This is a genomic window from Thermus amyloliquefaciens, assembly GCF_000744885.1.
In the GTDB taxonomy this organism is placed as follows: domain Bacteria; phylum Deinococcota; class Deinococci; order Deinococcales; family Thermaceae; genus Thermus; species Thermus amyloliquefaciens.
Genome location: NZ_JQMV01000003.1, coordinates 1741165 through 1767343 on the forward strand (window position 1 = coordinate 1741165; position 26179 = coordinate 1767343).

Annotated in this window: 25 protein-coding genes and 1 pseudogene; 16 read left to right on the forward strand and 10 right to left on the reverse strand. The window is 66.9% G+C overall.

Annotated features, from left to right (window positions below; all coding sequences use genetic code 11):
* Positions 1 to 23 precede the first annotated feature (23 nt).
* Positions 24 to 551: a type I phosphoribosyltransferase gene (locus BS74_RS09340; protein WP_038058216.1), complete on the reverse strand. Its 528-nt coding sequence runs from the start codon at positions 549 to 551 to the stop codon at positions 24 to 26.
* An 8-nt stretch (positions 552 to 559) separates the two neighbouring features.
* Positions 560 to 1096 (reverse strand): phosphoribosyltransferase family protein, encoded by a 537-nt coding sequence (locus tag BS74_RS09345; protein ID WP_185747719.1) that lies wholly within the window; start codon positions 1094 to 1096, stop codon positions 560 to 562.
* 22 nt (positions 1097 to 1118) lie between these two features.
* Here BS74_RS09345 and BS74_RS09350 point away from each other — a divergent pair, with 22 nt between their 5' ends.
* Both BS74_RS09350 and BS74_RS09355 read left to right on the forward strand, forming a co-directional pair.
* Complete coding sequence (locus BS74_RS09350) at positions 1119 to 1547, forward strand: bifunctional nuclease family protein (RefSeq protein ID WP_038058217.1); 429 nt, start codon at positions 1119 to 1121, stop codon at positions 1545 to 1547.
* Positions 1547 to 2311, forward strand: coding sequence for a metallophosphoesterase (locus BS74_RS09355; protein WP_038058218.1), 765 nt, complete (start codon positions 1547 to 1549; stop codon positions 2309 to 2311). The genes BS74_RS09350 and BS74_RS09355 overlap by 1 nt, the downstream gene beginning before the upstream one ends.
* On the opposite strand, the gene BS74_RS09360 is transcribed toward BS74_RS09355, so the two are convergent.
* A complete protein-coding gene (locus BS74_RS09360; protein ID WP_038058220.1) occupies positions 2292 to 2615 on the reverse strand; it encodes a histidine triad nucleotide-binding protein in 324 nt (107 codons plus the stop codon). The two genes, BS74_RS09355 and BS74_RS09360, sit on opposite strands and share 20 nt — an antisense overlap.
* Before the next feature lie 9 nt (positions 2616 to 2624).
* Positions 2625 to 3932, reverse strand: a complete 1308-nt coding sequence (locus BS74_RS09365) for a MiaB/RimO family radical SAM methylthiotransferase (RefSeq protein ID WP_038058222.1) — start codon at positions 3930 to 3932, stop codon at positions 2625 to 2627.
* Between the two features lie 176 nt (positions 3933 to 4108).
* On the opposite strand from BS74_RS09365, the gene BS74_RS09370 reads away from it, so the two are divergent.
* The 5 genes from BS74_RS09370 to BS74_RS09390 all read left to right on the forward strand — a co-directional run bounded on the left by BS74_RS09370 (position 4109) and on the right by BS74_RS09390 (position 11185).
* Positions 4109 to 8350: an adenosylcobalamin-dependent ribonucleoside-diphosphate reductase gene (locus BS74_RS09370; RefSeq protein ID WP_038058223.1), complete on the forward strand. Its 4242-nt coding sequence runs from the start codon at positions 4109 to 4111 to the stop codon at positions 8348 to 8350.
* A gap of 51 nt (positions 8351 to 8401) precedes the next feature.
* Positions 8402 to 9019, forward strand: a complete 618-nt coding sequence (locus tag BS74_RS09375) for a phosphoribosylanthranilate isomerase (RefSeq protein ID WP_038058224.1) — start codon at positions 8402 to 8404, stop codon at positions 9017 to 9019.
* Positions 9020 to 9026: 7 nt separating this feature from the next.
* Positions 9027 to 9821 carry an inositol monophosphatase family protein gene (locus tag BS74_RS09380; RefSeq protein WP_185747720.1) on the forward strand — a complete coding sequence of 265 codons (795 nt, stop codon included), beginning with the start codon at positions 9027 to 9029 and terminating at the stop codon, positions 9819 to 9821.
* Between the two features lie 13 nt (positions 9822 to 9834).
* On the forward strand, positions 9835 to 10314 hold the full coding sequence (locus BS74_RS09385) for a flavin reductase family protein (protein WP_038058225.1): 480 nt from the start codon (positions 9835 to 9837) through the stop codon (positions 10312 to 10314).
* A 61-nt stretch (positions 10315 to 10375) separates the two neighbouring features.
* Positions 10376 to 11185, forward strand: coding sequence for a type I restriction enzyme HsdR N-terminal domain-containing protein (locus BS74_RS09390; protein WP_038058227.1), 810 nt, complete (start codon positions 10376 to 10378; stop codon positions 11183 to 11185).
* Between the two features lie 9 nt (positions 11186 to 11194).
* Here BS74_RS09390 and BS74_RS09395 read toward each other — a convergent pair whose 3' ends face one another.
* The gene (locus BS74_RS09395; protein ID WP_038058228.1) at positions 11195 to 11584 is read right to left on the reverse strand and encodes a M67 family metallopeptidase; all 390 of its coding nucleotides are present in this window, start codon (positions 11582 to 11584) and stop codon (positions 11195 to 11197) included.
* A gap of 47 nt (positions 11585 to 11631) precedes the next feature.
* Here BS74_RS09395 and BS74_RS09400 point away from each other — a divergent pair, with 47 nt between their 5' ends.
* From BS74_RS09400 to BS74_RS09425, 6 genes and pseudogenes are all read left to right on the forward strand, one after another.
* A complete protein-coding gene (locus BS74_RS09400; protein WP_038058229.1) occupies positions 11632 to 13629 on the forward strand; it encodes an elongation factor G in 1998 nt (665 codons plus the stop codon).
* Positions 13630 to 13663: 34 nt separating this feature from the next.
* On the forward strand, positions 13664 to 14548 hold the full coding sequence (locus tag BS74_RS09405; RefSeq protein WP_038059143.1) for an AAA family ATPase: 885 nt from the start codon (positions 13664 to 13666) through the stop codon (positions 14546 to 14548).
* A 14-nt stretch (positions 14549 to 14562) separates the two neighbouring features.
* Complete coding sequence (gene ppsA / locus BS74_RS09410; protein WP_038058230.1) at positions 14563 to 16956, forward strand: phosphoenolpyruvate synthase; 2394 nt, start codon at positions 14563 to 14565, stop codon at positions 16954 to 16956.
* Positions 16957 to 16959: 3 nt separating this feature from the next.
* The gene (gene trhA, locus BS74_RS09415) at positions 16960 to 17577 is read left to right on the forward strand and encodes a PAQR family membrane homeostasis protein TrhA (protein WP_038058231.1); all 618 of its coding nucleotides are present in this window, start codon (positions 16960 to 16962) and stop codon (positions 17575 to 17577) included.
* A gap of 33 nt (positions 17578 to 17610) precedes the next feature.
* Positions 17611 to 18285 (forward strand): response regulator transcription factor, encoded by a 675-nt coding sequence (locus tag BS74_RS09420; protein ID WP_038058233.1) that lies wholly within the window; start codon positions 17611 to 17613, stop codon positions 18283 to 18285.
* A gap of 103 nt (positions 18286 to 18388) precedes the next feature.
* Positions 18389 to 19794, forward strand: a pseudogene (locus BS74_RS09425) (sensor histidine kinase).
* 121 nt (positions 19795 to 19915) lie between these two features.
* Here BS74_RS09425 and ccsA read toward each other — a convergent pair.
* The 5 genes from ccsA to BS74_RS09450 form a co-directional block, all read right to left on the reverse strand.
* Positions 19916 to 20668, reverse strand: coding sequence for a cytochrome c biogenesis protein CcsA (ccsA, locus tag BS74_RS09430; RefSeq protein WP_038058238.1), 753 nt, complete (start codon positions 20666 to 20668; stop codon positions 19916 to 19918).
* Entirely contained in the window at positions 20665 to 21843 is a 1179-nt protein-coding gene (gene hemA, locus BS74_RS09435) for a glutamyl-tRNA reductase (protein WP_038058240.1), read from the reverse strand. The genes ccsA and hemA overlap by 4 nt, the downstream gene beginning before the upstream one ends.
* A gap of 63 nt (positions 21844 to 21906) precedes the next feature.
* Positions 21907 to 22581, reverse strand: coding sequence for a uroporphyrinogen-III synthase (locus BS74_RS09440; RefSeq protein WP_038058242.1), 675 nt, complete (start codon positions 22579 to 22581; stop codon positions 21907 to 21909).
* On the reverse strand, positions 22553 to 22918 hold the full coding sequence (locus BS74_RS09445) for a carboxymuconolactone decarboxylase family protein (RefSeq protein WP_038058244.1): 366 nt from the start codon (positions 22916 to 22918) through the stop codon (positions 22553 to 22555). Before BS74_RS09445 ends, BS74_RS09440 begins: the two co-directional genes overlap by 29 nt.
* Positions 22915 to 23574 (reverse strand): HAD family hydrolase, encoded by a 660-nt coding sequence (locus BS74_RS09450; RefSeq protein ID WP_038058247.1) that lies wholly within the window; start codon positions 23572 to 23574, stop codon positions 22915 to 22917. The genes BS74_RS09445 and BS74_RS09450 overlap by 4 nt, the downstream gene beginning before the upstream one ends.
* A gap of 84 nt (positions 23575 to 23658) precedes the next feature.
* On the opposite strand from BS74_RS09450, the gene BS74_RS09455 reads away from it, so the two are divergent.
* Genes BS74_RS09455 through purB form a run of 3 tightly spaced genes read left to right on the forward strand, consistent with a single transcriptional unit; the run spans position 23659 to position 26114 of the window.
* A complete protein-coding gene (locus BS74_RS09455) occupies positions 23659 to 24219 on the forward strand; it encodes a YceI family protein (protein WP_038058249.1) in 561 nt (186 codons plus the stop codon).
* Positions 24216 to 24791: an intradiol ring-cleavage dioxygenase gene (locus BS74_RS09460; protein ID WP_038058251.1), complete on the forward strand. Its 576-nt coding sequence runs from the start codon at positions 24216 to 24218 to the stop codon at positions 24789 to 24791. Before BS74_RS09455 ends, BS74_RS09460 begins: the two co-directional genes overlap by 4 nt.
* Positions 24792 to 24803: 12 nt before the next feature.
* Entirely contained in the window at positions 24804 to 26114 is a 1311-nt protein-coding gene (purB, locus tag BS74_RS09465; RefSeq protein WP_038058259.1) for an adenylosuccinate lyase, read from the forward strand.
* Positions 26115 to 26179: the final 65 nt, after the last annotated feature.

Sequence of the window (26179 nt, forward strand, 5' to 3'; positions counted from 1 at the left end):
AGGGGCTCCTCCAGACCCTTTGCTTACAGCACGGGAAGCTCAGCCACCGTCAGCACATCCACGGCAGGCGTACCTTGGCGGAAGGCGGCGATCCGTCCCACCACCTGCCCCCCTGCCCTAAGCACCACCCTCTCCATGGCCTTCATGGTCTCCCCGCTGGCAACCACATCGGATACCAGGGTCACCTTCTGGTTGAGAAGCCTCTCGGCAAAACGGCGGTCCAGCCAGAGCACCTCCCCCACCCCCAGGGTCAGGGTCTGCACCTCCTGGATGATGGGGTCCTCCATGTAAGGGCGGCGGCGCCTCCTTGCCACCACGTAAGGCAGGCCCATCTCCTCCGCCAGCACGTGGGTGAGGGGGATGGGGCTGGTTTCGGTGGTGAAAAGCACCTCGGTGCCCGCAGGCACCAAGGGCCTTAGGGCCTGGGCCGCAGCCCGCACCAGCTCAGGATCCCCCAAAAACTCCACCAGGGGGATGCGCCGCCCGGGTAAGGGCTCAATGAGGGGAACGTGGCGGGTAACGCCGCCGATGGTGATGGGATAGGTTTCCATAAGACCTCCTATTCCGGCTTAAAGAGGGGCAGGTGGCCTAGGGCGATGACATCCTGGCGGGGGGTTCCCTCGGTGAAGACCGCCAGGACCGCCACCACCTGGCCCCCCACGCTCTCAATGAGCTCCCTGAGACCGGAAAGGGTGGACCCGGTGGACACCACGTCGTCCACAATGGCCACCTTGCGCCCGCGGATGAGGGGGATATCCGCCCCGTCCAGCACCAAAAGCTGGGGCTTGCCCGTGGTGATGGAGAGCACCTGGCGGCTCACGGGGTTGATCATGTAGGGCTTCTCCGTCTTCCGGGCCACCACGTAGGGCTTCTTGGTGATCCGGGAAAGGGCGTGGGCCAAGGGCACCGCCTTGACCTCAGGGGTAACCAGGGTTTCCACCTCGGGGGGAAGATGCTTGGCCAGTGCCTCAGCGGCGGCCTCGGTGAGCTCGGTGTCCCCCAGAAGGTTCAAAAGGGCCACCGCCACATCCGGGCCCACCTGAACGATGGGAAGGTCGCGCCGAACCCCAGCGATCTCCACAGGGTAGGTCCTCACGCCGCTAGTCTATACTCTAGGTATGCTAAGCGCCAAGATCGAAACCCTGGGCGTGGATCCCCAAAACGGAAGCGTGGTGGTCCTGCTCAGGACGGAAAACGACAAGCTCCTTCCCATCGTCATTGGTCCCCTCGAGGCCCACCACATCGTGGTGGCCCTGCAAGGGGAAAAACCCCCCCGCCCCCTCACCCCCGATCTCCTCCTTTCCGTGATGGAAATGCTTCAAGGAAAACTCCTCCGGGTGGAAATCATTGACCTGCGGGACGGCACCTTCTACGCTCGCCTCATCCTGGAGCACCGGGGCATCGAGCTGGAGGTGGACGCAAGGCCCTCCGACGCCATGGCCCTAGCCCTAAGGGCCGGGGCCCCCATCCTGGTGGCGGAGGAGGTGGTGGAGAAGGCCGGGGTGGAGGAGGCCAGCCTCAAACCCCATGGGGCCGCCGAGGCCTAGTGCGGGTCCTTCTCCTCGTCCTCTTCCTGGGGTGGGCCCTCGGCCAGCGCCTGGCGGTCATAGGGGATTGGGGCCAGGACACCCCGGGCCGGGCCCAGGTGGCCAGCCTGCTTCGGGCCGAGCACGCCCGCAAGCCCATGGCCGCCCTCTTCACCGCGGGGGACAACTTCTATCCCCGGGGGCTGGTGGTGGAGCGTTTCCTAAGGGAGCTTCCTCCCATACCCCTTTACCCCGCCTTCGGCAACCACGACGCCCCCCACCTCGAGGCCCAGCTCAAGCGCTTCCAGCTGGAAAGCCCCTATTACCAAGTGCGCCTAGGGGTAATGGCGTTCTTCATCCTCTACACGGAGGGAGACCTAAAGGCCCAGCGGGAATGGCTGGCCCAGGCCCTTAGCCGAACACAGGCACCATGGCGGGTGGTGATCCTCCACCGCCCCCTATACTCCTCGGGGCTACACGGGGGAAGCCCCAGCCTACGGAGCCTCCTCGAGCCCCTCTTGCGCCAGCACCGCCTGCCCCTGGTTCTGGCGGGGCACGACCACCACTACGAGCGCCTCCAGGTGGGCCCCACCACCCACCTGGTGGTGGGCGGGGGTGGGGCGGGCCTCTACCCCACCAAGCCCCCTTCCCCCTATACCCAGGCCCTGGCGGTGGCCCACCACGCCCTTTTCCTGGAGGTGGGCGAGGAGACCCTGTTGGGGTACGCCCTGACCCCAGAAGGACGGGTCTTGGACCGCTTCACCCTCAGGAAGGGCTCCCCATGACGTGCACGTGCACGTGGAAGACCTCCTGCCCCCCCTTCTCCCCCACGTGCACCTGGAGCTTGTAGCCCTCAAGCCCAAGGGCCTTCGCCACCCGGTTGGCGGTGCGGAAAAGGGCCCCGAGCTTCCTCTCCCCCTCTTCCGTGTCGGGGTAGTCGGAAAGCTTTTCAATGTGCTCCTTGGGCACCACCAAAACATGCACCGGGGCCCTGGGCCTTATGTCGTGAAAGGCCACGAAGTCCCGATCCTCGTAGACCTTCCGGGAAGGAAGCTCTCCGGCGATGATGCGGCAGAACACGCACCCCATGGGAAAAGGCTACCCTAAGGGGAGGGCCAAGGGAAGCGAAGCCTCCTCCTGCACCCCCTCCACCCGGCCCAAAAGGGTGTACCCCTCCGCCCCCTCCACCCGGGCCCAGACCGTATCCCCTGGCCGGGCAGGGCCGGAAAGCCGGGCCTCGTAGTAGTCAGGGGTGTGGCCCAAGGCCCATCCATCCTGGAGCCTCTCCACCAAGACCTCCACCTGGCTCCCCAGCTTGGACCTCATGCGCTCTTCCGCCAGGCGCTGGGCCAGGGCGATGATCTCCTTGGTGCGGCGCTTGCGCACCTCCGGGGGCACCTGGGGCATGGAAGCCGCCCGGGTCTTGGGGCGGGGGGTGTAGGTGAAGGCGTGGACCCGGGTGGGCCTAAGCTCCTCCAGGAAGGCCAGGGTTTCCCGGTGCTCCTCCTCGGTCTCCGTGGGTAGGCCGGCGATGACATCCGTGGTGAGGGCAAAGCCGGGGATGAGCTCGTAGGCCCGTTGCACCAGCTGGCGGTAGTAGGCCTTGTCGTAGCGGCGGCCCATGAGCCTGAGGAGGCGGTCCGAGCCCGTCTGCAGGGAAAGGTGCAGGTGGGGCCTGACCCCAGGGGCGTACCGGGCGATGACCTCAAGGAGGTCCTCCCCCGTATCCTCGGGTTCAATGGAGGAAAGGCGCACCTTGGCCCCCAGGTGGTGGAGGTCCTCCACCAGACCCGCAAGGCCCTTGGGATGGCCCCGGTAGCTGCCAAGCCGCACCCCCGTGAGCACGATCTCCTGGATGCCCATCCGGAGAAGGGCCTCGGCTTCCGCCAAGGCATCCCGGTGGTCCCGGTGCCGCTCCTTGCCCCTGAGCCGGGGGATGATGCAGTAGGCGCACCCCGCCTGGCAGCCATCCTGCACCTTCAAGAAGGCCCGCACCCGGCTATTGAGTAGCCCCCGCTCCCCCGCCCCCCAGAACTCGTTGGGGGGGGTGGTGACGGGATCCGAAGGGAGGCCGAAGTGTTCCAGGATCACCTTGGGAAGCTCCGCCTTGCGGGCGTTGGGCACCACGGCGTCGGCCCCCAGTTCCCGCACCGCCTCGGGGGAGAGCTCCGCATAGCACCCCGTGACCACGATGAAGGCCCCAGGGTTGGCCCGCCTGGCCCGGCGGATCTCCTTGCGGGCGTCGGCCTCGGCGGTGGTGGTCACGGCGCAGGTGTTGATGACCACCAGGTCGGCCCCCGCCTCGAGGGGGACCACCTCGGGCTCCAGGGCCTTGAGGAAGCCCAACAAGGCCTCGGTTTCCACCTGGTTCACCTTGCACCCCAAGGTGCGAAAGGCCGCGCGCATCCCTTCCATTCTGGTAGGCTAAGGGGGCCCAGTCAACAGCTAAAGCCAGAGTGTGATCCCCCCCACTTGCGGGGCAAACCCCAGGGATTGTAGTATCACCCTCGTCCGCCCCAAGATATGGGGGAACGCCCTCGGGGCTGGCGGTTCTGTTTGCCCAAAGGGGCGGGGAGGATTTTATGGAGCATTTCTTTGACGAACACGCACAGGCCATCGCCAAACGTCAGTATTTGCAGGAAGGAGACGGGGACATCCTGGGCATGTTCCGTCGGGTGGCCCGGGAGATCGCCAAGCCCGAAAAGCCCGAGGAGCGCTCCCTTTGGGAGGAGCGCTTCTTCCGGCTCATGGCCAGCAAGCGCTTCTCCCCCGGGGGGCGGATCCTGGCGGGGGCGGGCACCCCCCACGGCAACCTCCTGAACTGCTTCGTGCAAGGGGCCACGGAAAACCCGCCGGAGAGCTTTGCGGGCATCATGGAGGTGGCCAAGAAGCTGGCCCTGGTCACCAAGGTGGGCGGGGGGAATGGGGTCAACCTGGACCCCTACCGCTCCAAAGGGAACCGCAAGCGCCAGGGGGTGCGGGGGGTGGCCTACCTCTTTGCGGGGCACCCGGACGTGGAGGACTTCATCCGGGGCCTCATGCGCCCCCCCACCAACCCCGAGGGGCCCAAGGAGGAGATCGCCCTCAAGAACTTCGCACGGGTGGTCTACGGGGAGCTGGCCCCTGAGCTGAAGGCCCTGGCAGAGCGCCACGGGGTCCTTACGGTGAAGGAGCCTCCCAAGGAGCGCATCCTGGTGCCGGACGACATGGGGGGCATCATCGAGGCCGCCAAGGAGGCCGCCGACCTGGCCCGAAAGGGCCAGGAGCCCCACGTGGACTTCAGCCTCCTGCGGCCGGAGGGGGCCCCCATCCGGGGCTCCGGGGGGACCAGCTCGGGGCCGGTGAGCTTCCTCTTTGAGATCTTTGACCACTTCCTGGAGTGGGCCGCCCTGGGGGCGGAGGAGGCGGGCCCGGTGGCCACCCTGCGCTACGTGTACGCCCCGGTCCTCCGGGTGGTGCGCCAAGGGGGATGCCTCCACCCCGACACCCTGGTGCACACCGACCGGGGAACCCTCCGGCTTCGGGAAATCGTGGACCCTTTCCGCAAGGGTTGGCAGCGCCATGTCCTAAGCGTGGCCACCGACCAGGGATGGCGCTTTAGCCCCGAGGGCTACAACAACGGGGTTGCGCCCACGCTCCGGGTGGTCCTGGAAAACGGCCTCGAGGTCCAAGGGACCCCCAACCACAAGCTAAAGGTGCTCCGGGAAGACGGCAGCCGGGAATGGGTAGAGCTACAGCACCTGAGGCCGGGGGACTGGGTTATCTGGGTTCTGGACGAGCACACGGGCACGCCGGTTTCGCTGGCCCCTTTGGATGAGCCCCTCCATCCCAACGCCACCCCCATCCGCACCCCTCACCTGCTGACGGAGGAGCTGGCCTTCCTGTTGGGTTTTCTGTGGGGAGAGGGGTTTGTCAGCGGGGACCGGGTAGGCCTCTCCCTACACGAGGACGAGCCCATGCGGGAAGAGGCCAAGCGGCTCTTCCGGGAGCTCTTTGGCCTGGAGCTTCGGGAGGAAAGGAAACCCCAGGACAGGGGTGTGACCCTGGTGGTGCGGAGCGCGCCCCTCGTGGCTTGGCTCCGTAAAAATGGCCTCCTCAAGGGAAAGGCGCGGGAGCTCGAGGTCCCACGGGCCATCCGGCAAAGCCCCAGGCCCGTCCTAGGTGCCTTCCTGCGGGGGCTCTTCGAGGCGGATGGCTTCATAACCGCAGGCTACCCCACCCTCACCACCGCCTCCCGGCGCTTGGCCCAGGAGGTCATGGTCCTGTTGGGCGGCCTGGGCATCCCCGCAAAGCTCATGCGCTACAACCCCTTGCCTGGGCGTTTCTCCAAGGCCGAGCACTACCGGGTGCGGGTGGTGACCGCCAAGGGGCTCGAGCGCTATTTGGAACGGGTGGGCGTCCCCCGGGGGTCCCGTTTTGAAGCCCTTCTGGCCGGGCAGCCGGACACGCGCAGGGAGTCCAGCTGGCCCCTTCCCCACGCCAAGGGCTTGTTGGAGCCCCTTCTTGGGGCCACGCAGGCCGGCAAGAGGGGGCACCCTTCGCCCCACGCCCCGCTGCGCAAAGACCTTCTCCGCTACATGCGGGGAGAGAGGCGGCTTACCGCCACGGGGTACACCCTGGTCCTGGAGAAAGCCCACCACGCGGGTCTTTCCGCCCCAGACTTTGACTTCAAGGAGTACTACGTCCGGGTGGCCTCCGTGGAGGAGGGCGGCCCCATCCTCACCCTGGACCTGTCCGTGGAGGGCAACCACACCTATCTGGCCAACGGGCTGGTCAGCCATAACACCCGCCGTGGGGCGGGGATGGCCACCCTTTCCATAGAGCACCCCGACCTCCTGGACTTCCTCACCGCCAAGGACCTGGACCGGGAAAAGGCCGAGGGGGACATCTCCACCTTCAACATCTCCGTCCTGGTCACCGAGGCCTTCATGAAGGCCCTCGAGGAGGACGCCCTTTGGCCCGTGACCCCCATTGAGGTGCCGGGGAAGTACTACCCCTACCCCCTGGAAGGCCCCTACACGGGCCAGATCCCCAACCTCCCCGAGCGGGAGGACGGGGCCAAGGCCGTGCCCCTCTACGGGGGCAAGGTGCCCGCCCGCTGGCTCTGGCACGAGATCGCCTGGCACGCCTGGGCCACGGGGGAGCCGGGGCTCATCTTCGTGGACCGGGTGAACGAGCTCTCCGCCCTCAAGGGGCTTGGGCCTAAATACTGGATTCGTTCCACTAACCCGTGCGGGGAGATACCCCTCACCACAGGCGAGCCCTGCGACCTGGGGGCCTTGAACCTGGCGGCCTACGTGAAGGACGGGGAGTTCCAGATGGCGGAGTTCCGGAAGGACGTCCACACCGCCATCCGCTTCCTGGACAACGTCCTGGACGTGAACCGCTTCGCCCTCGAGGACAACGAGGAGGCGGCCAAGAAGCTTCGCCGCTTGGGCCTCGGGGTCATGGGCCTGGCGGACGCCCTCATCAAGATGGGCCTCCCCTACTCCTCGGAGGCGGCCAGGGAGAAGGTCTACGAGATCATGTCCGCCCTGCGGGAGGAGGCCATCCGGGCCTCGGAGGCCCTGGCGGAGGAGCGGGGGGTCTTCCCCCTCTACGAGGAACACCGGGGGTACTTCCAGGCCCTGGGGGTGCGGCCCAGGCGCAACGTGGCCGTCCTCACCGTGGCCCCCACGGGCACCACCAGCATGCTCATGGGGGTCTCCAGCGGCATCGAGCCCGTCTTCAGCCCCTTCGTCTGGCGCCGGATCGGGGGGGAGTACAAGCCCCTCCTCCACCCCCTTTTCGTGGAGCTCATGGAGGCCTACCCGCCCCATCCCGATTACGCCAAGGACGGGCGATGGGACTGGGACAAGGTGATCGCCGCCATCCAGGAGGACGGGCACGGCTCGGTGAAGGGGCTTTCCTTCGTGCCCGAAGCCATCCGGCGGGTCTTTGAGTGCGCCCACGACGTCCACCCCTTGGACCATGTGCGCATGCAGGGGGCGGTGCAGCGGGCCTTTGATGCGGAGGGCTTAGCTGCAAACAGTCTGTCCAAAACGGTGAACCTGCCCAACCACGCCACGGTCTTGGAGGTGGAGGAGGCCTACCTGGAGGCCTACCGCACGGGGTGCAAGGGCATCACCGTCTACCGGGACGGCTCCAGGGAGTTCCAGGTGCTCACGGTGAAGAAGGAGGAGGGGGTGGAGAAGAAGGCCGAGCCTGCGCCCGAGCCCAAAGAGGCCAAGGCGCGGGTCTCGCCCGCAACCCAGGCGGCAAGCCCCGCTCCCGGGGGAGAGGCCTCCATGCCCTCCCGGCCCGGCCAGCCCCTCCACGAGCGCCCAGGGAGGCTTCTCGGCTTCACCGACATGGTGAAGCTCCTCTCCCCGGACGGAGGGAAGCGGAGCTTCCTGGTCACGGTGAACCTGCTGGGGGACAAACCCATTGAGGTCATCCTCACCTCGGGCAAGGCGGGGGATGAGGCCAACGCCGACTCCGAAGCCCTGGGCCGGGTGGTGTCCATCGCCTTACAGTACGGGGTGCCCCCCGAGGCCATCATCCGCACCCTCCGGGGCATCAACGGCGGGCTCTACGGCACCTACCAGGGGAGGCTCGTGTCCAGCAAGGCGGACCTCATCGCCGTGGCCTTGGAGACCATCCCCAAGGACCTCAAGGGGGTCCCGGCGGCCCCATCCCAAGAGGCGGAGCCCCTCCCCAGCCTCTCCGGGGGCGGGATAGAGCTGGCGGGGGCGGCTCAATGCCCCTCCTGCGGGGAAAAGGCCCTGGTGCGGGAAGAGGGGTGCTGGAAGTGCCAGGTGTGCGGGTACTCCAAGTGCGGGTAAGGCGCTGAGCGCCAGGGGCCGGGCCTAAGGGCCCGGCCTTATACTTCCCCCATGAGGGTCCGGGTGAAGATCTGCGGCCTTACCCGCCTCGAGGACGCCCTCTTGGCGGAAGCCCTGGGGGCCTATGCCCTAGGCTTCGTCTTTGCCCCCGCCTCCCGGAGGTGGGTGTCCCCGGAGGCCGCCCGGAGGATCTCGGAGGCCCTGGGGCCCTTCGTGGTGCGGGTGGGGGTCTTCCAGGACCAGGAGCCTGAGGCGGTGCTAAGGCTCATGGAAAAGGCCCGGCTCCAGGTGGCCCAGCTCCACGGCCAGGAACCCCCAGAGTGGGCCGAGGCCATCGGCAGGCACTTCCCCGTGATCAAGGCCTTTCCCCTCACGGGGCCCGCGGACCCGGGATGGGCCCAGTACCCCGCGGAGGCCCTTCTCCTGGACAGCAAGGCCCCCGGAAGCGGCCAAGCCTACCCCCGGGACTGGGCCAAGCCCCTTTTGCCAACGGGCAAGCGCATCATCCTGGCCGGGGGGATCACCCCGGAGAACCTCGAGGAGGTCCTGGCCCTCAGGCCCTACGCCATAGACCTGGCCAGCGGGGTGGAAAGGGCACCGGGGATAAAGGACGAGGCCAAGCTCCGCGCCCTTTTCGCTAAAGTAAGGGCCTGGGATCCCGGCGTATGATGGGGAAGTGATTGGCAGGAAGCATCCCTACTTCCCCTACCTGGAGGCCATGCTGGAAGCCGCCCACCTGGCCCAGGGGATCCACCGCTACTACCTGGAAAAGGGCTTCACCCACAGCACCAAGTCCGGCCCCACCGACCTGGTCACCCAGGCGGACCGGGAGTCGGAGGAGGCCATCAAGGAGCTCCTCCTCTCCCGCTTCCCCGAGGCGGGCTTCCTGGGGGAGGAAGGGGGGAGCGAGGGGGGCAAGGCCCTGCGCTTCATCGTGGACCCCCTGGACGGCACGGTGAACTACGCCCACGGCTTCCCCTTTTACGGGGTCTCCCTGGCCCTCGAGGTGGAGGGGGCCATCCAGGTGGGGGTGGTGCTGGACACCAGCCGGGACGAGGCCTTTTGTGCCGTGCGGGGGGAGGGGGCCTTCCTGAACGGCCGGCCCATCCGGGTCACGGAACGGAAGGAGCTTTTGGGAAGCCTCCTCGCCACGGGATTTCCCTACGACGTGGCCAAGGACCCGGAGAACCTCACCTACTTCCACCGGGCCCTGTCCAAGGGGCTCCTGGTGCGCCGTCCCGGGGCGGCGGCCTTGGACCTGGTCTATGTGGCCGCCGGGAGGCTGGACGGCTTCTGGGAGGTGAAGCTGAACCCCTGGGATGTGGCCGCGGGCTGGCTCATCGTGGAGGAGGCGGGGGGCCGGGTCACCGACCTGGAGGGGAAGCCCTACCGCCTGGGCCACCGCTACATCGTGGCCACCAACGGGCACATCCACGAGGCCCTCATCCAGACCCTCTTGGCCCAGGGCTAGAATGAAAGCCGGTATGGACCTCGAGGCCAAAAAGAAAGTCCTCCGGAGCTTCACCTACGGCCTGTACATCCTGACCGCGAAGGACGGCGAGGAGTACGCCGCCGGCACGGTGAACTGGGTCACCCAGGCCTCCTTCACCCCACCCCTCATCGCCCTGGGCGTGAAGCGGGATAGCCGCCTGCACGAGCTGATTGGGCGCACGGGGAAGCTGGCCCTCATGACCCTGGCCCAGGACCAGAAGGCCATCGCCCAGGATTTCTTCAAGCCCACCCAGAGGGAGGGGAACACCCTGAACGGCCACCCCTTTGAGCCCTCCCCCATCCTCGGCCTTCCCCTTCTCCGCGAGCTCCCCTACTGGCTGGAGGCGGAGGTGCGCCACATCTACGAAGGTGGGGACCACAGCGTGGTGGTGGCGGAGGTGGTGGGGGCGGGGGTGCGCTTTGAGGCCAAGCCCCTAGTGATGTGGGACACGGGCTGGTTCTACGGGGGCTAGTCCTAACTTCCTCCTCCTTTTCTTAAGGCATGCTATTATAGTTAGTCTCAAGGAGGAACTCATGACCTTTTCCAAAAGGACGATTGATCGCGTCATAACCGGGCTTAAGCGTTTTCTTCCTGTCTTAGATGCGGCCTACGCAAAAGACGTTAACGAGGCTGACACGGTGCGGATTGTCGCAGACATGTTAAGCGACGTATTTGGCTATGATAAATGGAACGAAATCACCTCTGAGCTCGCTATCCGTGGAACTTATTGCGACTTGGCCGTTCTTCACAAAGGAGTTGTCAAATACCTTGTTGAGGTCAAAGCGATTGGCTCTGAGTTGAAGGATGCTCACTTAAAGCAAGCTGTGGACTACGGAGCCAATCAAGGAGTGGAGTGGGTCATGCTTACAAATGGCCGCATCTGGCGTGTTTACCGCATTGTTTTTTCGAAGCCCATTGGGCAGGAACTTGTTTTAGATATAGATTTGTTTAACTTGGGCAATCGCAAAGGTGCTTTAACAAAGACAATACAGGATCTTCTTCTCCTTACCAAGGAGGCTTTGCTCAAAGGCCTTCTTGAACAGTATTACGTGCAACAACAGCTCTCGAATCGTTTCGTATTGGCCGCGCTCTTACAAACACCTCCTGTGCTTAAGACGCTTCGCAAGCTCTTTCGTCAACTCAATCCCGAATTAAAGCTAGAAATCGAGGAAATCAAAGACTTGCTTACGGCCGAGGTCATCAAACGAGAAGCCTTAGAGGGAGAACGGGCAGCGATGGCGGCAAAACTTGTTAAAAAGTTATTTCAACCCAAAAAAGCCGCAAAATCCAAAGGGGCCAAAGAACAACCTGCTCCCGGGGAAAACCCCTCTAGCGATTTATAGGCAGCCGCTTCAACCTTCACTTACATGGATTTCCACCTCCTGACCTTCTGGGAGTAGGAAGGCCCTGACCCCATCGGTGCCGAAGATCACGTAGGGCACCCGCCAGCGGGCCTCGCGGAGGTCGGTGGGGCTGGGAAAGGCGGGCCCCCTGGGGTGGGAGTGGTAGATGGCCAGGAGGCTTAGGCCCTCTCTTTCCAGCTCCTTCAGGGCCCGAAGCAGGGCCAAGGGTTCGGCCAGGTAACCCGTGAGGGGCTGGGGGTGGGCGTTGGGCAGGGGGATGACCCGCTCCACCTCCCGCCTACCCGCCCATAGCCCCACCCCCTCCCTGGGCGCCTCCCCCTGCAGGTGGGCGCGGGTTTCCTCCAGAAGCCTCCTGGGCACGTAGAGCACTTGGGACAATCGCCCCCTCCTTGGGCCTATACTATGGGCACCAAGAAGGAGGGAAGATGATCCCAGGAACCTCTCCCATCCGAACCGTGGCCCTGGTGGGCCATGCGGGTAGCGGCAAAACCACCCTGGTCGAGGCCCTTCTTTTCCGAACCGGCGCCAAGGAGCGCATGGGCCGCGTGGAGGACGGCACCACCACCACCGACTACACCCCCGAGGCCAAGCTCCACCGCACCACGGTGCGCACCGGGGTGGCCCCCCTGCGCCACCAGGACCACCGCATCTTCCTCCTGGACGCCCCCGGCTACGGGGATTTCGTGGGGGAGATCAGGGGGGCTTTGGAGGCCGCGGACGCCGCCCTGGTGGCCGTGTCCGCGGAAAGCGGGGTGCAGGTGGGCACGGAAAGGGCCTGGACCGTGGCGGAAAGGCTGGGCTTGGCCCGCATGGTGGTGGTGACCAAGCTGGACAAGGGGGGGGATTACTACGCCCTCCTGGAGGACCTCCGGGCCACCCTGGGCCACATCCTGCCCATAGACTTGCCCCTTTACGAGGGCGGGCGCTGGGTGGGGCTCATTGACGTCTTCCACGGCAAGGCTTACCGCTACCAGAACGGGGGCGAGGTGGAGGTGCCCCTGCCGGCGGAGGAAAAGGAAAGGGCCGAGCGCTTCCGCCAGGAGGTCCTCGAGGCCATCGTGGAGACCGACGAAGCCCTTCTGGAAAAGTACCTGGAAGGGGAGGAGGTCACCGGGGAGGCCCTGGAGAAGGCCTTCCACGAGGCGGTGCGCAAAGGGCTCCTCTTTCCCGTGGCCCTGGCCTCGGGCACCGAGGGGATCGGCATTTTGCCCCTTCTGGACCTGATCCTGGAGGCCCTGCCCTCCCCCAAGGAGCGCTTCGGGGAAGGCCCCGCCCTGGGGAAGGTCTTCAAGGTGCAGGTGGACCCCTTCATGGGCCAGGTGGCCTACGTGCGCCTTTACCGGGGCCGGTTGAAGCCGGGGGACACCTTGCAAAGCGAGGCGGGCCCCGTCCGCCTTCCCCACCTCTACGTGCCCATGGGCAAGGACCTCCTGGAGGTGGAGGAGGCGGAAGGGGGCTACATCCTGGGCCTGCCCAAGGCGGAGGGGCTCCACCGGGGCATGGTGCTTTGGCAAGGGGAGAGGCCGGAAAGCGAGGCGGTGCCCTTCGCCCGCCTGCCCGAGCCCAACGTGCCCGTGGCCATCAAGCCCAAGGGCAGAACCGACGAGGCCAAGCTGGGGGAAGCCCTGAGGAAGCTTCTGGAGGAGGACCCGAGCCTCAAGCTGGAGCGCCAGGAGGAAACCGGGGAGTTCCTCCTTTGGGGCCACGGGGAGCTTCATCTCACCACCGCCAAGGAGCGCCTAGCGGACTACGGGGTGGAGGTGGACTACAGCGTCCCCAAGGTGCCCTACCGGGAGACCATCCGCAAGGTGGCCGAGGGCCAAGGCAAGTACAAGAAGCAGACCGGGGGGCACGGCCAGTACGGGGATGTGTGGCTTAGGCTGGAACCTGCCCCGGAGTACAGCTTTGAGTGGCGCATCACCGGCGGGGTGATCCCCAGCAAGTACCAGGAGGCCATTGAGGAGGGGATCCTCGAGGCGGCCAAAAAGGGGGTCCTGGCGGGCTATCCGGTGATGGGCTTTAAGGCCATCGTCTTTAACGGCTCCTACCACGAGGTGGACTCCTCCGACCTCGCCTTCCAGATCGCCGCCAGCATGGCCTTCAAAAAGGTGATGGAACAGGCAAGCCCCGTCCTCCTGGAACCCATCTACCAGATCAAGGTGATCGCCCCCCAGGAGCGGGTGGGGGATATCCTCTCCGACCTCCAGGCCCGCAGGGGGCGCATCCTGGGCATGGAGCAGGAGGGGGCCCTGGCGGCGGTGCGGGCCGAGGTGCCCCTGGCGGAGGTCCTGGAGTACTACAAGGCCTTGCCCAGCCTCACCGGGGGAGCCGGGGCCTACACCCTGGAGTTCAGCCACTACGCGGAGGTGCCCCCCCACCTGGCCCAGAAGGTGATCCAGGAGCGCAAGGCCACGGAGGAATGAGGGAGGGGGCGGGGTGAGGGAAGGGCCTTCGGCCATCTCCCAGCTAAAGGAGGCGCTGGCCCAGGTCCTTTTTGGCCAGGAGGAGGTGATTGAGGCCCTCCTGGCCACGGTCTTGGCCCGGGGGCACGCCCTCTTGGAGGGGGTGCCGGGCTTGGGGAAAACCCTCCTGGCGGAGGGCTTCGCCAAGGGGAGCGGGCTTAGCTACAAGCGCATCCAGTTCACCCCCGACCTCCTCCCCCAGGACCTCACGGGGAGCGAGGTCTTTCGGGAAGGGCGGTTTGAGTTCGTGAAGGGCCCCCTCTTCGCCCAGGTGGTCCTGGCGGACGAGATCAACCGGGCCCCGCCCAAGGTGCAGTCGGCCCTCCTCGAGGCCATGCAGGAACGGGCGGTGACCGCGGGGGGGGTGCGCCACCCCCTGCCCGAGCCCTTCTTCGTGGTGGCCACGCAAAACCCCCTGGAGCTGGAGGGCACCTACCCCCTGCCCGAGGCCCAGCTGGACCGGTTCACCGCTAAAATCCCCTTCCGCCCCCCCAGGCGGGAGGTCTGGCTCAGGATCCTCACGGAGGAACCAAGGCTTCCCGAACCCTTGCCGGTGGACTTCCCTAGGGCGCAAAAGGAGGTGCAGGAGATCCGGGTGGCCAGGGAAGCCCTGGAGGCCATCACCCACGTGGCCTTCCTGAGCGGGGAGGATGGCCGCCTGCGCATGGGCCTCTCCCCCCGGGGGGCCAAGGCCTGGCTGGCCCTGGCCCGGGCCCTGGCCTACCTGAGGGGCAAACCCCTGGTGGACTGGAAGGAGCTCAAGGATGCCGCCTTCCTGGCCCTCCCCCACCGGCTTTTCCTCACGGAGGAGGCCCTTTACGAGGGGGAAAGCCCCGAGGAAATCCTCAAGCAGCTTCTCAAAAAGGGGGGGATCCCCTAGGAAGGAGGAAGGGTATGCGCTGGATACGGTTTTTCCACGAGGTGGGCCTCGAGGACGTCCCCCTGGTGGGGGGCAAGAACGCCTCCTTGGGGGAGATGCTCCGGGAGCTCTCCCCTTTGGGGGTGAAGGTGCCCGGGGGGTTCGCCACCACCAGCGAGGCCTACAGGTACTTCCTGGAGGCCAACGGGCTCAAGGAGGCCATCGCCAAGGAGCTCAAGGACCTGGACCCCGACAACCCCACCCTCCTGGCCCAGGCCAGCCGCCGCCTGAGGAACCTGATCCTCAAGGGGGCCTACCCCCCGGACCTGGAGGAGGAGATCCGCCTGGCCTACCGGCGGCTTTCCGAGGAGGCTGGGGAGGAGGCCCTCCCCGTGGCCGTGCGCAGTAGCGCCACCGCCGAGGACCTCCCCACCGCCAGCTTCGCGGGACAGCAGGAAAGTTACCTCCATGTGCAAGGGGAAGAGGACCTCCTCCTCCACGTGAAACGGGCCATGGCCAGCCTCTTCACGGCGAGGGCCATCAGCTACCGGGCCCACATGGGCTTTGACCACCTGAAGGTGGCCCTCTCCGTGGGGGTCCAGCGCATGGTGCGGGCGGATACCGGGGCCAGCGGGGTGATCTTCACCCTGGACCCCGACACCGGGCACCGGGGCTTTGTCTACATCACCGCCATCTACGGCCTTGGGGAAAACATCGTCCAGGGACGGGTGGGGCCCGACGCCTACTACGTGCACAAGGAGGCCCGGAAGGCGGGCTACCGGGCCCTGGTCCACAAAAAGCTGGGCCCCAAGGAGCTCACCTTGGCCTTTGACCCTAGGGAGGGGCGCCTAAGAAACCGCCCCACGCCCCCCTACCTCCGCAAGCAGTTCGCCCTTTCCGATGACGAGGCCCTCCTCCTGGCCGACTGGTCCATCCGGATTGAGGCGCACTACAGCCAGAAGCGGGGGGTCCCCACCCCCATGGACATCGAGTGGGCCAAGGACGGGCCCACGGGGGAGCTTTTCATCCTGCAGGCCCGCCCCGAAACCGTCCATTCCCAAAAGGCCCCGGTGCTCCGCCTCTACCGCCTGCGGGAAAGGGGCGAGGTCCTGGCTGAGGGCCTGGCGGTGGGCGAGGCCATCGCCGCGGGTAGGGCCCGGGTGCTCCGGGACCCCAAGGAGATGGATCGTTTCCAGGAGGGCGAGGTGCTGGTCACCGAGACCACCAACCCCGACTGGGAACCCATCATGAAGCGGGCCTCGGCCATCGTCACCGAACGGGGTGGGCGCACCTCCCACGCGGCCATCGTGGCCCGGGAACTGGGGGTGCCGGCGGTGGTGGGGGCCGTGGGGGCTACCCGCCTCATCCCCGAGGGGGAGACGGTCACGGTCTCCTGCGCCGAGGGGGAGGTGGGCCGGGTCTACCGGGGGGCCCTGCCCTTTGAGGTGGAGGAGGTCCGCCCCGAAACCCTCCCCAGAACCCGCACCCGGATCATGGTGAACGTGGGCACCCCGGAGGAGGCCCTAAGGGTAAGCCTCCTGCCCACCGACGGGGTGGGGCTTTTGCGCATGGAGTTCGTCTTCGCCAGCCACGTGCGCATCCACCCCTTGGCCTTAACCCGCTTTGAGACCCTCCCTAAGGAGGTGCAACGCCAGGTGGAGGAACTCACCGAGGCCTACCCCGACAAGAAGGCCTACTTCGTGGACACCCTGGCCCAGGGGATCGGCCTCATCGCCGCCGCCTTCTACCCAAGGCCCGTCCTCCTCCGCTTCTCCGACTTCAAGACCAACGAGTACGCCCGCCTCCTCGGGGGCCACCTCTTTGAGCCCAAGGAGGAAAACCCCATGCTGGGCTGGCGGGGGGCGAGCCGCTACTACCACCCCGACTACAAGGAGGGCTTTGCCCTGGAGGTGGCGGCGGTGAGGAAGGTGCGGGAGGAGATGGGCCTGAAAAACCTCATGGTGATGGTGCCCTTCTGCCGCACCCCGGAGGAGGGGGCCAAGGTCTTGGAGGCCATGGCGGAGGGGGGGCTTAGGCGGGAAGAGGGCCTCGAGGTTTACGTGATGGCGGAGATCCCCTCCAACATCCTGGAGGCCGAGGCCTTCGCCGAGCTCTTTGACGGGTTTTCCATCGGCTCCAACGACCTGACCCAGCTCGCCCTCGGCCTGGACCGGGACTCCGAGCGGGTGGCCGCCCTCTTTGACGAGCGCAGGCCCACGGTGCAAGCCCTCTCTGCCATGCTGATTGAGAAGGCCCACGCCAAAGGGAAAAAGGTGGGCATCTGCGGCCAGGCCCCCTCCGATTACCCGGAGTTCGCCGCCTTTCTGGTGGAAAAGGGCATAGACTCCCTAAGCCTCAACCCCGACGCCCTCTTGCGCACGGTGAAGAGGGTGGCGGAGCTCGAGGCCGCCTTGGGCCTGGTAGGCTAGGGCATGGTCCGCGAACCCTTCAACGCCCTGAGCCACGCCCTGGGGGTACCCTTGGCCCTCTTGGGAAGCCTCCTTCTCCTCCTCCTGGCCCCCAGGGCCTCCTGGCCTGCCCTCCTCCTCTTCGGCCTGACCATGGCCCTCATGTTCGCCGCCAGCGCCCTCTACCACGCCCTGAGGGTGGAGGAGCGGGCCTTGGCCTGGCTTCGGCGCCTGGACCACGCCGCCATCTTCCTCTTCATCGCCGGGAGCTACACCCCCTTCCTGGTGGAAGGCCTCCAGGAGAGCTGGAAGCCCTTCGCCATGGGCCTGGTGTGGGGCCTGGCCCTCCTGGGGGTAGGCTTCCGCCTCTTTTTCCTGAAGGCCCCCCGCTGGCTCTACACCCTGGCCTACCTGGCCCTGGGGTGGCTTTCCGTCCTCTTCCTCCCCAAGCTCCACCTGCCCCTCTCCACCCTCGCCCTCATGGCCACCTCCGGGGCCTTCTACACCCTGGGGGCCCTCGTGTACGCCCGCAAAAGACCCAACCCTTGGCCGGAGAAGGTGGGCTTCCACGGCCTGTGGCACCTCCTGGTCCTCCTGGGGAGCCTTTGTATGTACCTGGCGGTGCTGAGCCTGTACACCTAGCTTTCTCATGAGAAAGTGAGTATCCTGGGGGGTATGGAACCCCCCCTCATCCTGATCATTGAGGACGAGAAAGACATCGCCCGCTTCATTGAGCTGGAACTCCAAGCCGAGGGCTACCGCACCGAGGTGGCCTACGACGGCATCACCGGGCTTTCCCGCTTCCGGGAGGTGAACCCCAACCTGGTCATCCTGGACCTGATGCTCCCCGTCATGGACGGGATCGAGGTGGCGAAGCGCATAAGAAAGACCTCCAACGTCCCCATCCTCATCCTCACCGCCAAGGACCGCATTGAGGACAAGGTGGAGGGGCTGGATGCCGGGGCGGACGACTACCTGGTGAAGCCCTTTTCCATTGAGGAGCTCCTGGCCCGGGTGCGGGCCCACCTGCGCCGGGTGAGCCCCGCCATCACCGGGGAGATCCGGGTGGCGGACCTCATCATCAACCTGGAGGGGCGGGAGGTCTTCCGAAGCGGGCGGCGCATTGAGCTATCCAACAAGGAGTTTGAGCTTTTGGAGCTCCTCGCCAAGAACCCGGGAAAGGTCTTCAGCCGCTACGAGATCGAGGAGAAGGTCTGGCCCGGCTACCAGGGGGGAAGCAACGTGGTGGACGTCTACATCGGCTACCTGCGCAAGAAGCTGGAGGCCGCGGGGGAAAGGCGCCTGATCCACACGGTGCGGGGCGTGGGGTACGTGCTCCGGGAGGACTGAGGGCCGAAGCCACCATGCCCCTGGACCTCCGGTGCCCCCTTGGGTCCCATCCCGACCCCATCCGGGGTCGGGATGGGGCTGGCTCGCCCGTCTGCCCGCATCGATGACCCTCCGCTCCCGCATCACCCTTCTAACCGCAAGCCTTCTCCTGGTGGCCCTTCTGGTTCTGGGGCTTGCCCTGGAGGGCCTTTTAAGGAACTTCCTCTACCGCTCCCTGCGCCAAGAGCTCCAGGAGGCCAGCAACCAGGTGGCCCGTCTTTTGAACCTGGGTGGGCAAGCGCTTCTGGAGGCTGGCCTGCCCGCCAGCTTGTATGCCGAGCTCATCCTCATCCCCGAGGAAAACCCCGCCCTCCTGGCCCAGGAAGGGGGGATCAGCCTCCAGAAAAGCCCCGCCCTGGGAAGCCAGCGCCTCCTTCTCCCCGAGGCCCAATACCGCACCCTGCTGGAGCGGGGAGAGGCTTGGGCCTACGCCGAGCTACCCCGGGAAGGAACCCCCCTGAGGCTTCTGGTCTACGCCCGAAGGGTGGAGGTGAACCTGGGGGGAACCGTGTGGAAAGGCGCCCTCCTGGTGGGAAGGCCCGTGGAAGACCTGGAAGGCACCCTCACCCAGTTCGCCCGCATCTATGCGGGGACGGCGCTTCTGGTCCTCCTCCTCTCCATCCTCCTGGCCAGGAGCCTGGTGGCCCGGGCCCTGGAGCCTCTGGAATGGGTGGCCCGGCGAGCCGAAGCCATCACCGCCCGCCCCGAACCCTTGCCCGAGCCCGAGGGGCGGGACGAGGTGTCCACCCTGGTGCGGGCCCTGAACGGGATGCTTTCCCGGATGCAACAGGCCTTCCTGGCTCAGACCCGCTTTCTCCAGGACGCCTCCCACGAGCTCCGAACCCCCATCACCGCCATCCTGGGCCACGTGGGCTTCCTTCTGCGCCGCACCCCCCTCACCGAGGCCCAGCGGGAGAGCCTCGAGGTGGTCAAGCGGGAGGCGGAGCGCATGGGGAAACTGGTCTCCGACCTCCTGGAACTCTCCCAAAGCGGCACCTGGCGCATGGAACCGGTACCGGTGCGGGTCCTGGACCTCTTGGAGGAGGTCAAGGAGGAGTTCGCCAAAAGCTTTGAGGGGGAGATCCAGGTGGAGGCCCCCCCGGAGCTTTGGGTGCAGGGGGACCCGGACCGGCTCCACCAGGTCCTGGCCAACCTTCTCACCAACGCCATCAAGGCCAGGGCCCAGCGCATCTGGCTTAGGGCCTTTGATCTCGGGGAGAAGGTGGTGGTGCGGGTGGAGGACGATGGGGAAGGCATCCCCGAGGAGCACCTCCCCCACCTCTTTGAGCGCTTCTACCGGGTGGACAAGGCCCGGGACCGGGAGCGGGGGGGTCGGGGCTGGGCCTGGCCATCGTGAAGGCCATCCTCGAGGCCCACGGAGGGGAGATCTGGGTGGAAAGCGAGGTGGGCAAGGGAACCGCCTTCAGCTTTTCCCTCCCCTCAGCCGCGCCACCGCCTCCTCCAGGCTGATCTCCCCCCGGCGCAAGGCCTCCAGAACCTCCCCCAGCGGGGTGTATGCAGGGGGATGCGGGCCATCTTGGCGGAAAGCCCCTTGGCCGCGGGGTACACCACCCAACCTGGAGAAAAGGGATCAGAAACCCAACCCCGAGGGGTGGCGGGAGCCCAGGAAGGGAGCCCCCAGGAAGGCGAAGAGGAGAAGGGCATAGGAAAGGAGGAGCAGGGCCATGCGCGGGTAGCCCCGGAGCTTCTCCTCCAACAGGAAGTACAGGGTGAGGCCCAGCCAGCCCAGGAGCACGGACACCTCCTTGGGGTCCAGGGCCAAGGGGCTACCGAAATACCCCCAGGCCCAGGCCATGCCGCTTCCCAGCCCCAGGGTGGTGGCCAGGTACCCCACCCGCAGGTAGCCTTGCTCCAGCCGCTTCAGGCTCCAAAGGGGGGCGGAAAGCAGGGCCTTTTCCGGTACCGACCGCAAGCGCAGGTCCTGCAGGGCGCACATCGCCCCCGCCCCCACCCCCACCGCCAGGGCCAGGTAGGCCACCAGGAAAGCCCCCGCATGCAACAAGGTGAGAAGGAGGGGCAGGTTCCCACCCGGATGGGGCAAGGCCTTGAGGGCGAAGAGGCCCAGCCCCATGGCCAGGAGGACCAGGTAACGGCGCAAGGCGGCAAGCCTCGGCCGGAGGAAAAGGCTCTCGCTCCTTAGGGCCAAAAGCCCCCCCAGGACCAGGGCGGGCTGGGCCGGACCCGAGAAAAAACCCTTTGCCAAGGCATCGGCCAAGGCGGCCCCCAGGTAAAGGAAAGCCCCCAGGAAAAGCCCTCGAGGCCAGAACAACCCCAAGGCCAGGAGGACGACCCCCACCAGGGCCAGCAGGGAAGCCACGGTCATAGCCTAGGGGGACGGAAGGCCAAAAGCGGGCACTCCCCCGGGCAGGGGGGACCTTGGAGGAAGGCCTGGGTGCGCGCCTTCACCGCCACAATCCAGGGATGGGCCCTGCGCCCCGCCTCCTTGTGCCAGGTAAGGGGATCGGCCCCAGGGTACTCCCGCATCACCTCTTTAAAGGCCAAGCCCTCCAGGGCCCGGATGGCCTCCCGCACCCGGTGGCCCGCGTACCACTCCAGGTAATCCCCCACGGCCCTTTGGATCAGGGCCTCCACCTTGGGCACCTCCCCCTTGCGGGCCTCGAGGTTCTTCTCCACCACCCGCTCCAGGTCGTCCAGGTTGTAGAGGTAGGCCTGGGGCAGGCGGCCCACCCGGGGGTCAATGTTGCGGGGCAGGGCGATGTCAATGAGGAAAAGGGGTTTGGCCCGCCGGGGCAGGTCCCCGGGGCCCACCAGGTAGTGGGGGGCGGCGGCCGAGGCCACCACCAGGTCCACCTGGCGCAGGACCTGGGGCAGGGCCGCGAGGGGGTAGGCCTCCCCCCCGAAGCGCTCCGCCAGGGCCTTAGCCCTCTCAAGGGTGCGGTTCACCACCAAAACCCGGCCCACCCCATGGGCCTTCAGGTGGGTGAGGAAGAGCTCCGCCATCTCCCCCGCCCCCAGGACGGCCACGGCAAGCCCCGTGAGGTCCCCATAGACGGCCAGGGCCAGGTCCAAGGCGGCATAGGCCACGCTCACCGCCCCCGCCCCGATGGCGGTCTCGCTCCGGGCCCGCTTCCCCAGGGCGATGGCGGACTGAAAGGCCTTCTCCAAAAGGCTTTCCGTGGCCCCGTGTCGGCGGGCCAGGAAAAGGGCCTCCCGCACCTGCCCCAAGATCTGCGCCTCCCCCACCACCAAGGAATCCAACCCCGCCGCCACCCGAAAGAGGTGCCGCAGGGCCTCCACACCCTCCTTCAGGTAGAGGTGATGGGCCTCCACCCCCCGGGCAAGGAGGAGGGCTTGGGCCTCTTTGGGGCTTCCCACCCCGTAGATCTCCGTGCGGTTGCAGGTGGAAAGCACCACCGCCTTGCCCAGGGCGGAAAGGGCCGCGGGCAGGGCCACGGCAGGGTCTAGGGCGGCCCTCTCCCGCACCTTTAGGGGAGCGGTCTTGTGGGAAAGGCCCACCAGGTAAAGGGGCAGGGCCATAGGCTTCCGCCAGTATACGCCACCTGGGTAGGGACAAGCGTCCCCCCACCCTTAACCGAAGGCCTATGGGAGCGCCCGCAAGATGGCGTGGAAAAGGCCCTCCAGGCCGGGCACCTCCGCCTCCACCACGGGGAAACCCGCGGCCAAGGCCTCCTTGGCGGTGCTGGGACCCATGCAAGCCGCCTTGGGCCGCCGCTCGGTCCAACGGGCATAGGCCCGGACGCCGCTTGGGCTGAAGAAGGCCACCACCTGGGCCGCCCGCAAAAGGCCCACCTCCTCCGGGGAAAGCTCCCGCTCCCGGGTGGCGTAAACCTCCAGCCGCTCCACCTCCATCCCCCGGTCCCTCAGGCCCTCCTCCAGGTCCTTCCCCGCCAGGTCCCCCGCCACAAAGAGCACCCTTTGCGCCTGGGGAAACCCCAAGGCCAGGTCCTTGGCCGTGGCCCTGGGAGGGAGGAAGGCGGGGGATAGCCCCCCCCGGCGCAACACCTCCCCCGTCCCCTCCCCCACCGCCGCCACCTTTAAAGGGGGCCTTCCCGCCCGCTCCCAAGCCCAAAGAAGCCTTTTCGCCCCCTCCTTGGAGGTGACGGCCACCCAGTCGGCGGCGCGCAACCTGCCCGGAAGCGCCTGCAGGCCCGGCAGATCCACCTGCTCCAGCAGGGCCACCTCCGCCGCCTCTATGCCCAAGGCGGCAAGCCGTTCCAAAAGCGCCCTATCCTTCCCCCGCGTCAGCAGGACCACGGCCCCTGAGCACCTTGTGGAAAAGCTTCATGGCGGCCAAGGCCCGGGGAAAGCCCAGGAAGAGGGCGGACTGCAGGATGGCCTCCCGCACCTCCTCCTCGGTGGCCCCCACCCGTAACGCCCCCTCCAAATGGGTGGCCAGCTCCTTGGGGCTACCCAGGGCGATGAGGGCGGTGATGGCAAGGAGCTCCCGGGTCTTCAGGTCCAGCCCCGGCCGGGCCAGAACCTCCTCGTAGGCGAAGTCGCGGATGTAGCGGAAAAGGTCCTCGTCCACCTCCTTGAGGCTGGCCTCAATGGCCTCCTGCTTCTCCCCCCATATGGCCCGCCGCACGCTCATGGCAGGTAGTCTAGCACCCTCTCCAGCTTGGGAAGGGCCTCGGGGTTCTCCCCCAAGGGATCAAAGAGGAGGGGCTTAACCCCGGCCCCCTGGGCCCCGGCCACGTCCGCCTCCGAATCCCCCACGTGCACCGCCTCCTCCGGCCTAACCCCAAGGGCCGAAAGGGCCTCCTGGAAGAGCCTAGGATCCGGCTTGGCCACCCCGGAAAGGGCGCTCACCGCCAAGTGCTGGAAGTAGGGCCTCAGGCCCACCACCTCCAGGATCTCGGGCAGGGTGGCGTCCCAGTTGGAGACCACCGCCAGGAGGTAGCCCCGCTCCTTCAGGGCCTGGAGGGTGGCCTGGGCCCCAGGCACCACGGGCCAGAACCGGGGGTTCTTCCAGTTGGCCACCAGCTCCCGGCTCAGGGCCTCCGCGTGCTCCTCGAGGCCCATGCCCGTGAAAAGCCTGCGGTGGAACTCCCGCCAAAGCCCCAAGGCGGTTTCCAGATCCCGGGCCTCCAGGTGGTGGTCCTCATAAAAGCGAAAGGCCGCCAAGGCCGCCCCCTTGGGGTCTTTCCTCGGCCTTAGCCCCCTTTCCTCCAAAAAGGGCAGAAGCCAAAACCGGGGGCTTGCCAGGATCAGGGTATTCCCCACGTCAAAGAGCACCGCCCGGGTCATGAACCCAGTGTATACCCTGGCCCTTCTAACAGGGGTCTAACCTTCGCCTGCTATGCCCTTTATGGCAAAGGGAGGTGGTGAGGCATGCGATGGCTGGTATGGCTTTGGGTATTGCTGGTTCCTGTCCTGGCCCAGAGTTTTGAGGTGGTTTCCGGGGAGGCCCGCTACCGGGTGCGGGAGCAGCTGGTCCAGATCGGCATCGCCGAGGCCGTGGGCACCACGGGGGCGGTGAAGGGGCTGGTGGTTCTGCAAGGGGGCAAGGCCAGCGGGGAGTTCGTGGTGGACCTGAGGGAGCTAAAGAGCGACCAGGCGCGGCGGGACAACTACCTCCGGCAAAACACCCTGCAGACCGACCGCTTCCCCACCGCCACCTTCCGGCCCAAGGCGGTGGAGGGCCTGCCCAACCCCTTGCCCCAAGGCGGCAAGTTCCCCGTGCGGGTGGTGGGGGACCTCACCATACGGGACGTCACCGAGGAGGTGGTCTGGGAGGGGGAGGCGGAGTTCAGGGGCCAGGAGGTGCGGGTGGTCCTCAAGACGGAGTTCCCCTTTGAGAAGTTCCAGCTGGTCCAGCCCCGGGTGCCCATCCTCCTCAGCGTGGAAAACCGCATCCGGCTGGAGGTGGACCTTCGCCTGAGGCGGAAATGAAGCGGCGCGCCCTCCTCGGCCTTTTCCTTTACCCTCTGGCCCGGGCCCAGTGCCCGCCGACCCCCGCCCTAACCGAAGGCCCCTACTTCCTGCGGGAGGTGCCCAGGCGGCAGGACCTGCGGGAGGGGCTTCCTGGGGTTCTCCTGCGGCTTACCTTGCGGGTGCAGGACCGCACCTGCCAGCCCCTTGGGGGCCTGCGGGTGGACCTCTGGCACACGGACGCCCTGGGGCGCTACTCCGGGGTGAACGCCCCCGGGGTCTTCTGCCGGGGCTGGCAGGCCACGGACGGCCAGGGAAGGGTGGAGTTCCGCACCCTCTTCCCCGGCTGGTACCCAAGCCGCACCCCCCACCTGCACCTGCGGGTGGAAGCGGGAGGGAGAAGCTTCGCCACCCAGCTCTTCTTCCCCGAGGAAATCCAGCAAAGGGTCTACGCCAGGCCCCCCTACGCCGAAAGGGGGATGCCCCGCATCGGCAACCGCCAAGACGGCCTCTTCCGGGCCGACCTGCTCCTCAGCCCCAAGCCGGAAGGGGAGGGGTATGGGGCGGACTTCGTCCTCACCCTGCCCTTTTAGTACCCTTAAGGCATGGTCCCCCGTTACCAGACCCCGGAGATGGCCGCGCTATGGTCGGAGGAAAACCGCTACCGCACCTGGGCCCGGGTGGAGGCCTACGCCCTCGAGGCCTGGGAGGCCCTGGGCCAGGTGCCCCAAGGCCTTGCCCAGAAGCTTCTTGAGCACCTAAAGGAGCATCCCCTAGACGCCCGCTTCGCCCAAAGGGTGGCGGAGCTGGAGGAAATCACCCGCCACGACCTGGTGGCCTTCACCCGGGCCCTGGTGGAGTGGACGAAAGACGAGGAGGTGGGGCGGTACCTGCACCTGGGCCTCACCAGCTCGGACGTGGTGGACACCGCCCAAAACGCCCTTCTGGTGCAGGCCCTGGACCTCATCCTGGCGGAGCTCAAGGGGGTGCAGGAGGAGCTCAAGCGCCTGGCCCTCCGCTACCGGCGCACCCCGGCCATCGCCCGCACCCACGGGGTCCACGCGGAGCCCACCAGCTTCGGCCTCCGTTTCCTGAGCTTTTACGCCGCCTTCCAGCGGGACGAGGAGAGGCTAGGGCGGGCCAAGGAGGCCATCGGGGTGGCCATGCTTTCGGGCTCGGTGGGGAACTACGCCCACGTGCCCCCGGAGGTGGAGGCCCACGTGGCCCGGCGGCTTGGCCTAAAGCCCGAACCCCTCTCCACCCAGGTGGTGCCCCGGGACCGGCATGCGGAGGTGCTGGCCGCCTTGGCCATCCTGGGGGGGAACCTGGAACGGGTGGCGGTGGAGCTACGCCACCTCCAGCGCACGGAGGTCCTCGAGGCCCAGGAACCCTTCAGGGAAGGGCAGACGGGAAGCTCCAGCATGCCCCACAAGAAAAACCCCGTGGGCCTGGAAAACCTCACCGGCATGGCCAGGCTCCTCCGGGGCTACCTGGGGCCCGCCTTGGAAAACATCGCCCTCTGGCACGAGCGGGACATCTCCCACTCCTCCGTGGAGCGCGTCATCCTCCCCGACGCCACCACCGTAGCCCACTATGCCCTGAGGCGGCTTAGGGGCATCCTGGCGGGCCTGGTGGTCTTTGAGGAAAATCTCCAGAAAAACCTGGACCTCACCCGGGGCCTGGTTTACTCCCAACAGGTGCTCAACGCCCTCATCGCCCAGGGCCTTCCCCGGGATAAGGCCTACGCCATCGTGCAACGGAACGCGCTGCGGAGCTGGGAGGAGGGCCGAAGCTTCCCCGAGCTCCTAGAGGAAGACCCGGAAAACCCCCTCAAGGGGGAAAGGCTCAAGGCCCTCTTTGACCCAAGCCCCTTCCTCCAGCACGTGGACGCCATCTACGCCCGCTTTGGGCTTTAGGTACCCCGCTTTGAGCACCGTCCTTCTTCCTTGCCTATTGCGGCCACCTCCAGGCATCGGCACTT

Excerpts from the sequence above, each read along its gene's own strand:
- BS74_RS09445 (WP_038058244.1), bottom strand. The coding sequence starts at position 22,918 with ATGAGCGTGCGGCGGGCCATATGGGGGGAGAAGCAGGAGGCCATTGAG.
- BS74_RS09370 (WP_038058223.1), top strand. The coding sequence starts at position 4,109 with ATGGAGCATTTCTTTGACGAACACGCACAGGCCATCGCCAAACGTCAG.
- BS74_RS09365 (WP_038058222.1), bottom strand. The coding sequence starts at position 3,932 with ATGCGCGCGGCCTTTCGCACCTTGGGGTGCAAGGTGAACCAGGTGGAA.
- hemA (WP_038058240.1), bottom strand. The coding sequence starts at position 21,843 with ATGGCCCTGCCCCTTTACCTGGTGGGCCTTTCCCACAAGACCGCTCCC.
- BS74_RS09460 (WP_038058251.1), top strand. The coding sequence starts at position 24,216 with ATGAAGCGGCGCGCCCTCCTCGGCCTTTTCCTTTACCCTCTGGCCCGG.
- BS74_RS09450 (WP_038058247.1), bottom strand. The coding sequence starts at position 23,574 with ATGACCCGGGCGGTGCTCTTTGACGTGGGGAATACCCTGATCCTGGCA.
- BS74_RS09375 (WP_038058224.1), top strand. The coding sequence starts at position 8,402 with ATGAGGGTCCGGGTGAAGATCTGCGGCCTTACCCGCCTCGAGGACGCC.
- BS74_RS09420 (WP_038058233.1), top strand. The coding sequence starts at position 17,611 with ATGGAACCCCCCCTCATCCTGATCATTGAGGACGAGAAAGACATCGCC.
- BS74_RS09455 (WP_038058249.1), top strand. The coding sequence starts at position 23,659 with ATGCGATGGCTGGTATGGCTTTGGGTATTGCTGGTTCCTGTCCTGGCC.
- trhA (WP_038058231.1), top strand. The coding sequence starts at position 16,960 with ATGGTCCGCGAACCCTTCAACGCCCTGAGCCACGCCCTGGGGGTACCC.
- BS74_RS09360 (WP_038058220.1), bottom strand. The coding sequence starts at position 2,615 with ATGGGGTGCGTGTTCTGCCGCATCATCGCCGGAGAGCTTCCTTCCCGG.
- ppsA (WP_038058230.1), top strand. The coding sequence starts at position 14,563 with ATGCGCTGGATACGGTTTTTCCACGAGGTGGGCCTCGAGGACGTCCCC.
- ccsA (WP_038058238.1), bottom strand. The coding sequence starts at position 20,668 with ATGACCGTGGCTTCCCTGCTGGCCCTGGTGGGGGTCGTCCTCCTGGCC.
- BS74_RS09400 (WP_038058229.1), top strand. The coding sequence starts at position 11,632 with ATGATCCCAGGAACCTCTCCCATCCGAACCGTGGCCCTGGTGGGCCAT.
- BS74_RS09390 (WP_038058227.1), top strand. The coding sequence starts at position 10,376 with ATGACCTTTTCCAAAAGGACGATTGATCGCGTCATAACCGGGCTTAAG.
- purB (WP_038058259.1), top strand. The coding sequence starts at position 24,804 with ATGGTCCCCCGTTACCAGACCCCGGAGATGGCCGCGCTATGGTCGGAG.
- BS74_RS09340 (WP_038058216.1), bottom strand. The coding sequence starts at position 551 with ATGGAAACCTATCCCATCACCATCGGCGGCGTTACCCGCCACGTTCCC.
- BS74_RS09385 (WP_038058225.1), top strand. The coding sequence starts at position 9,835 with ATGGACCTCGAGGCCAAAAAGAAAGTCCTCCGGAGCTTCACCTACGGC.
- BS74_RS09350 (WP_038058217.1), top strand. The coding sequence starts at position 1,119 with ATGCTAAGCGCCAAGATCGAAACCCTGGGCGTGGATCCCCAAAACGGA.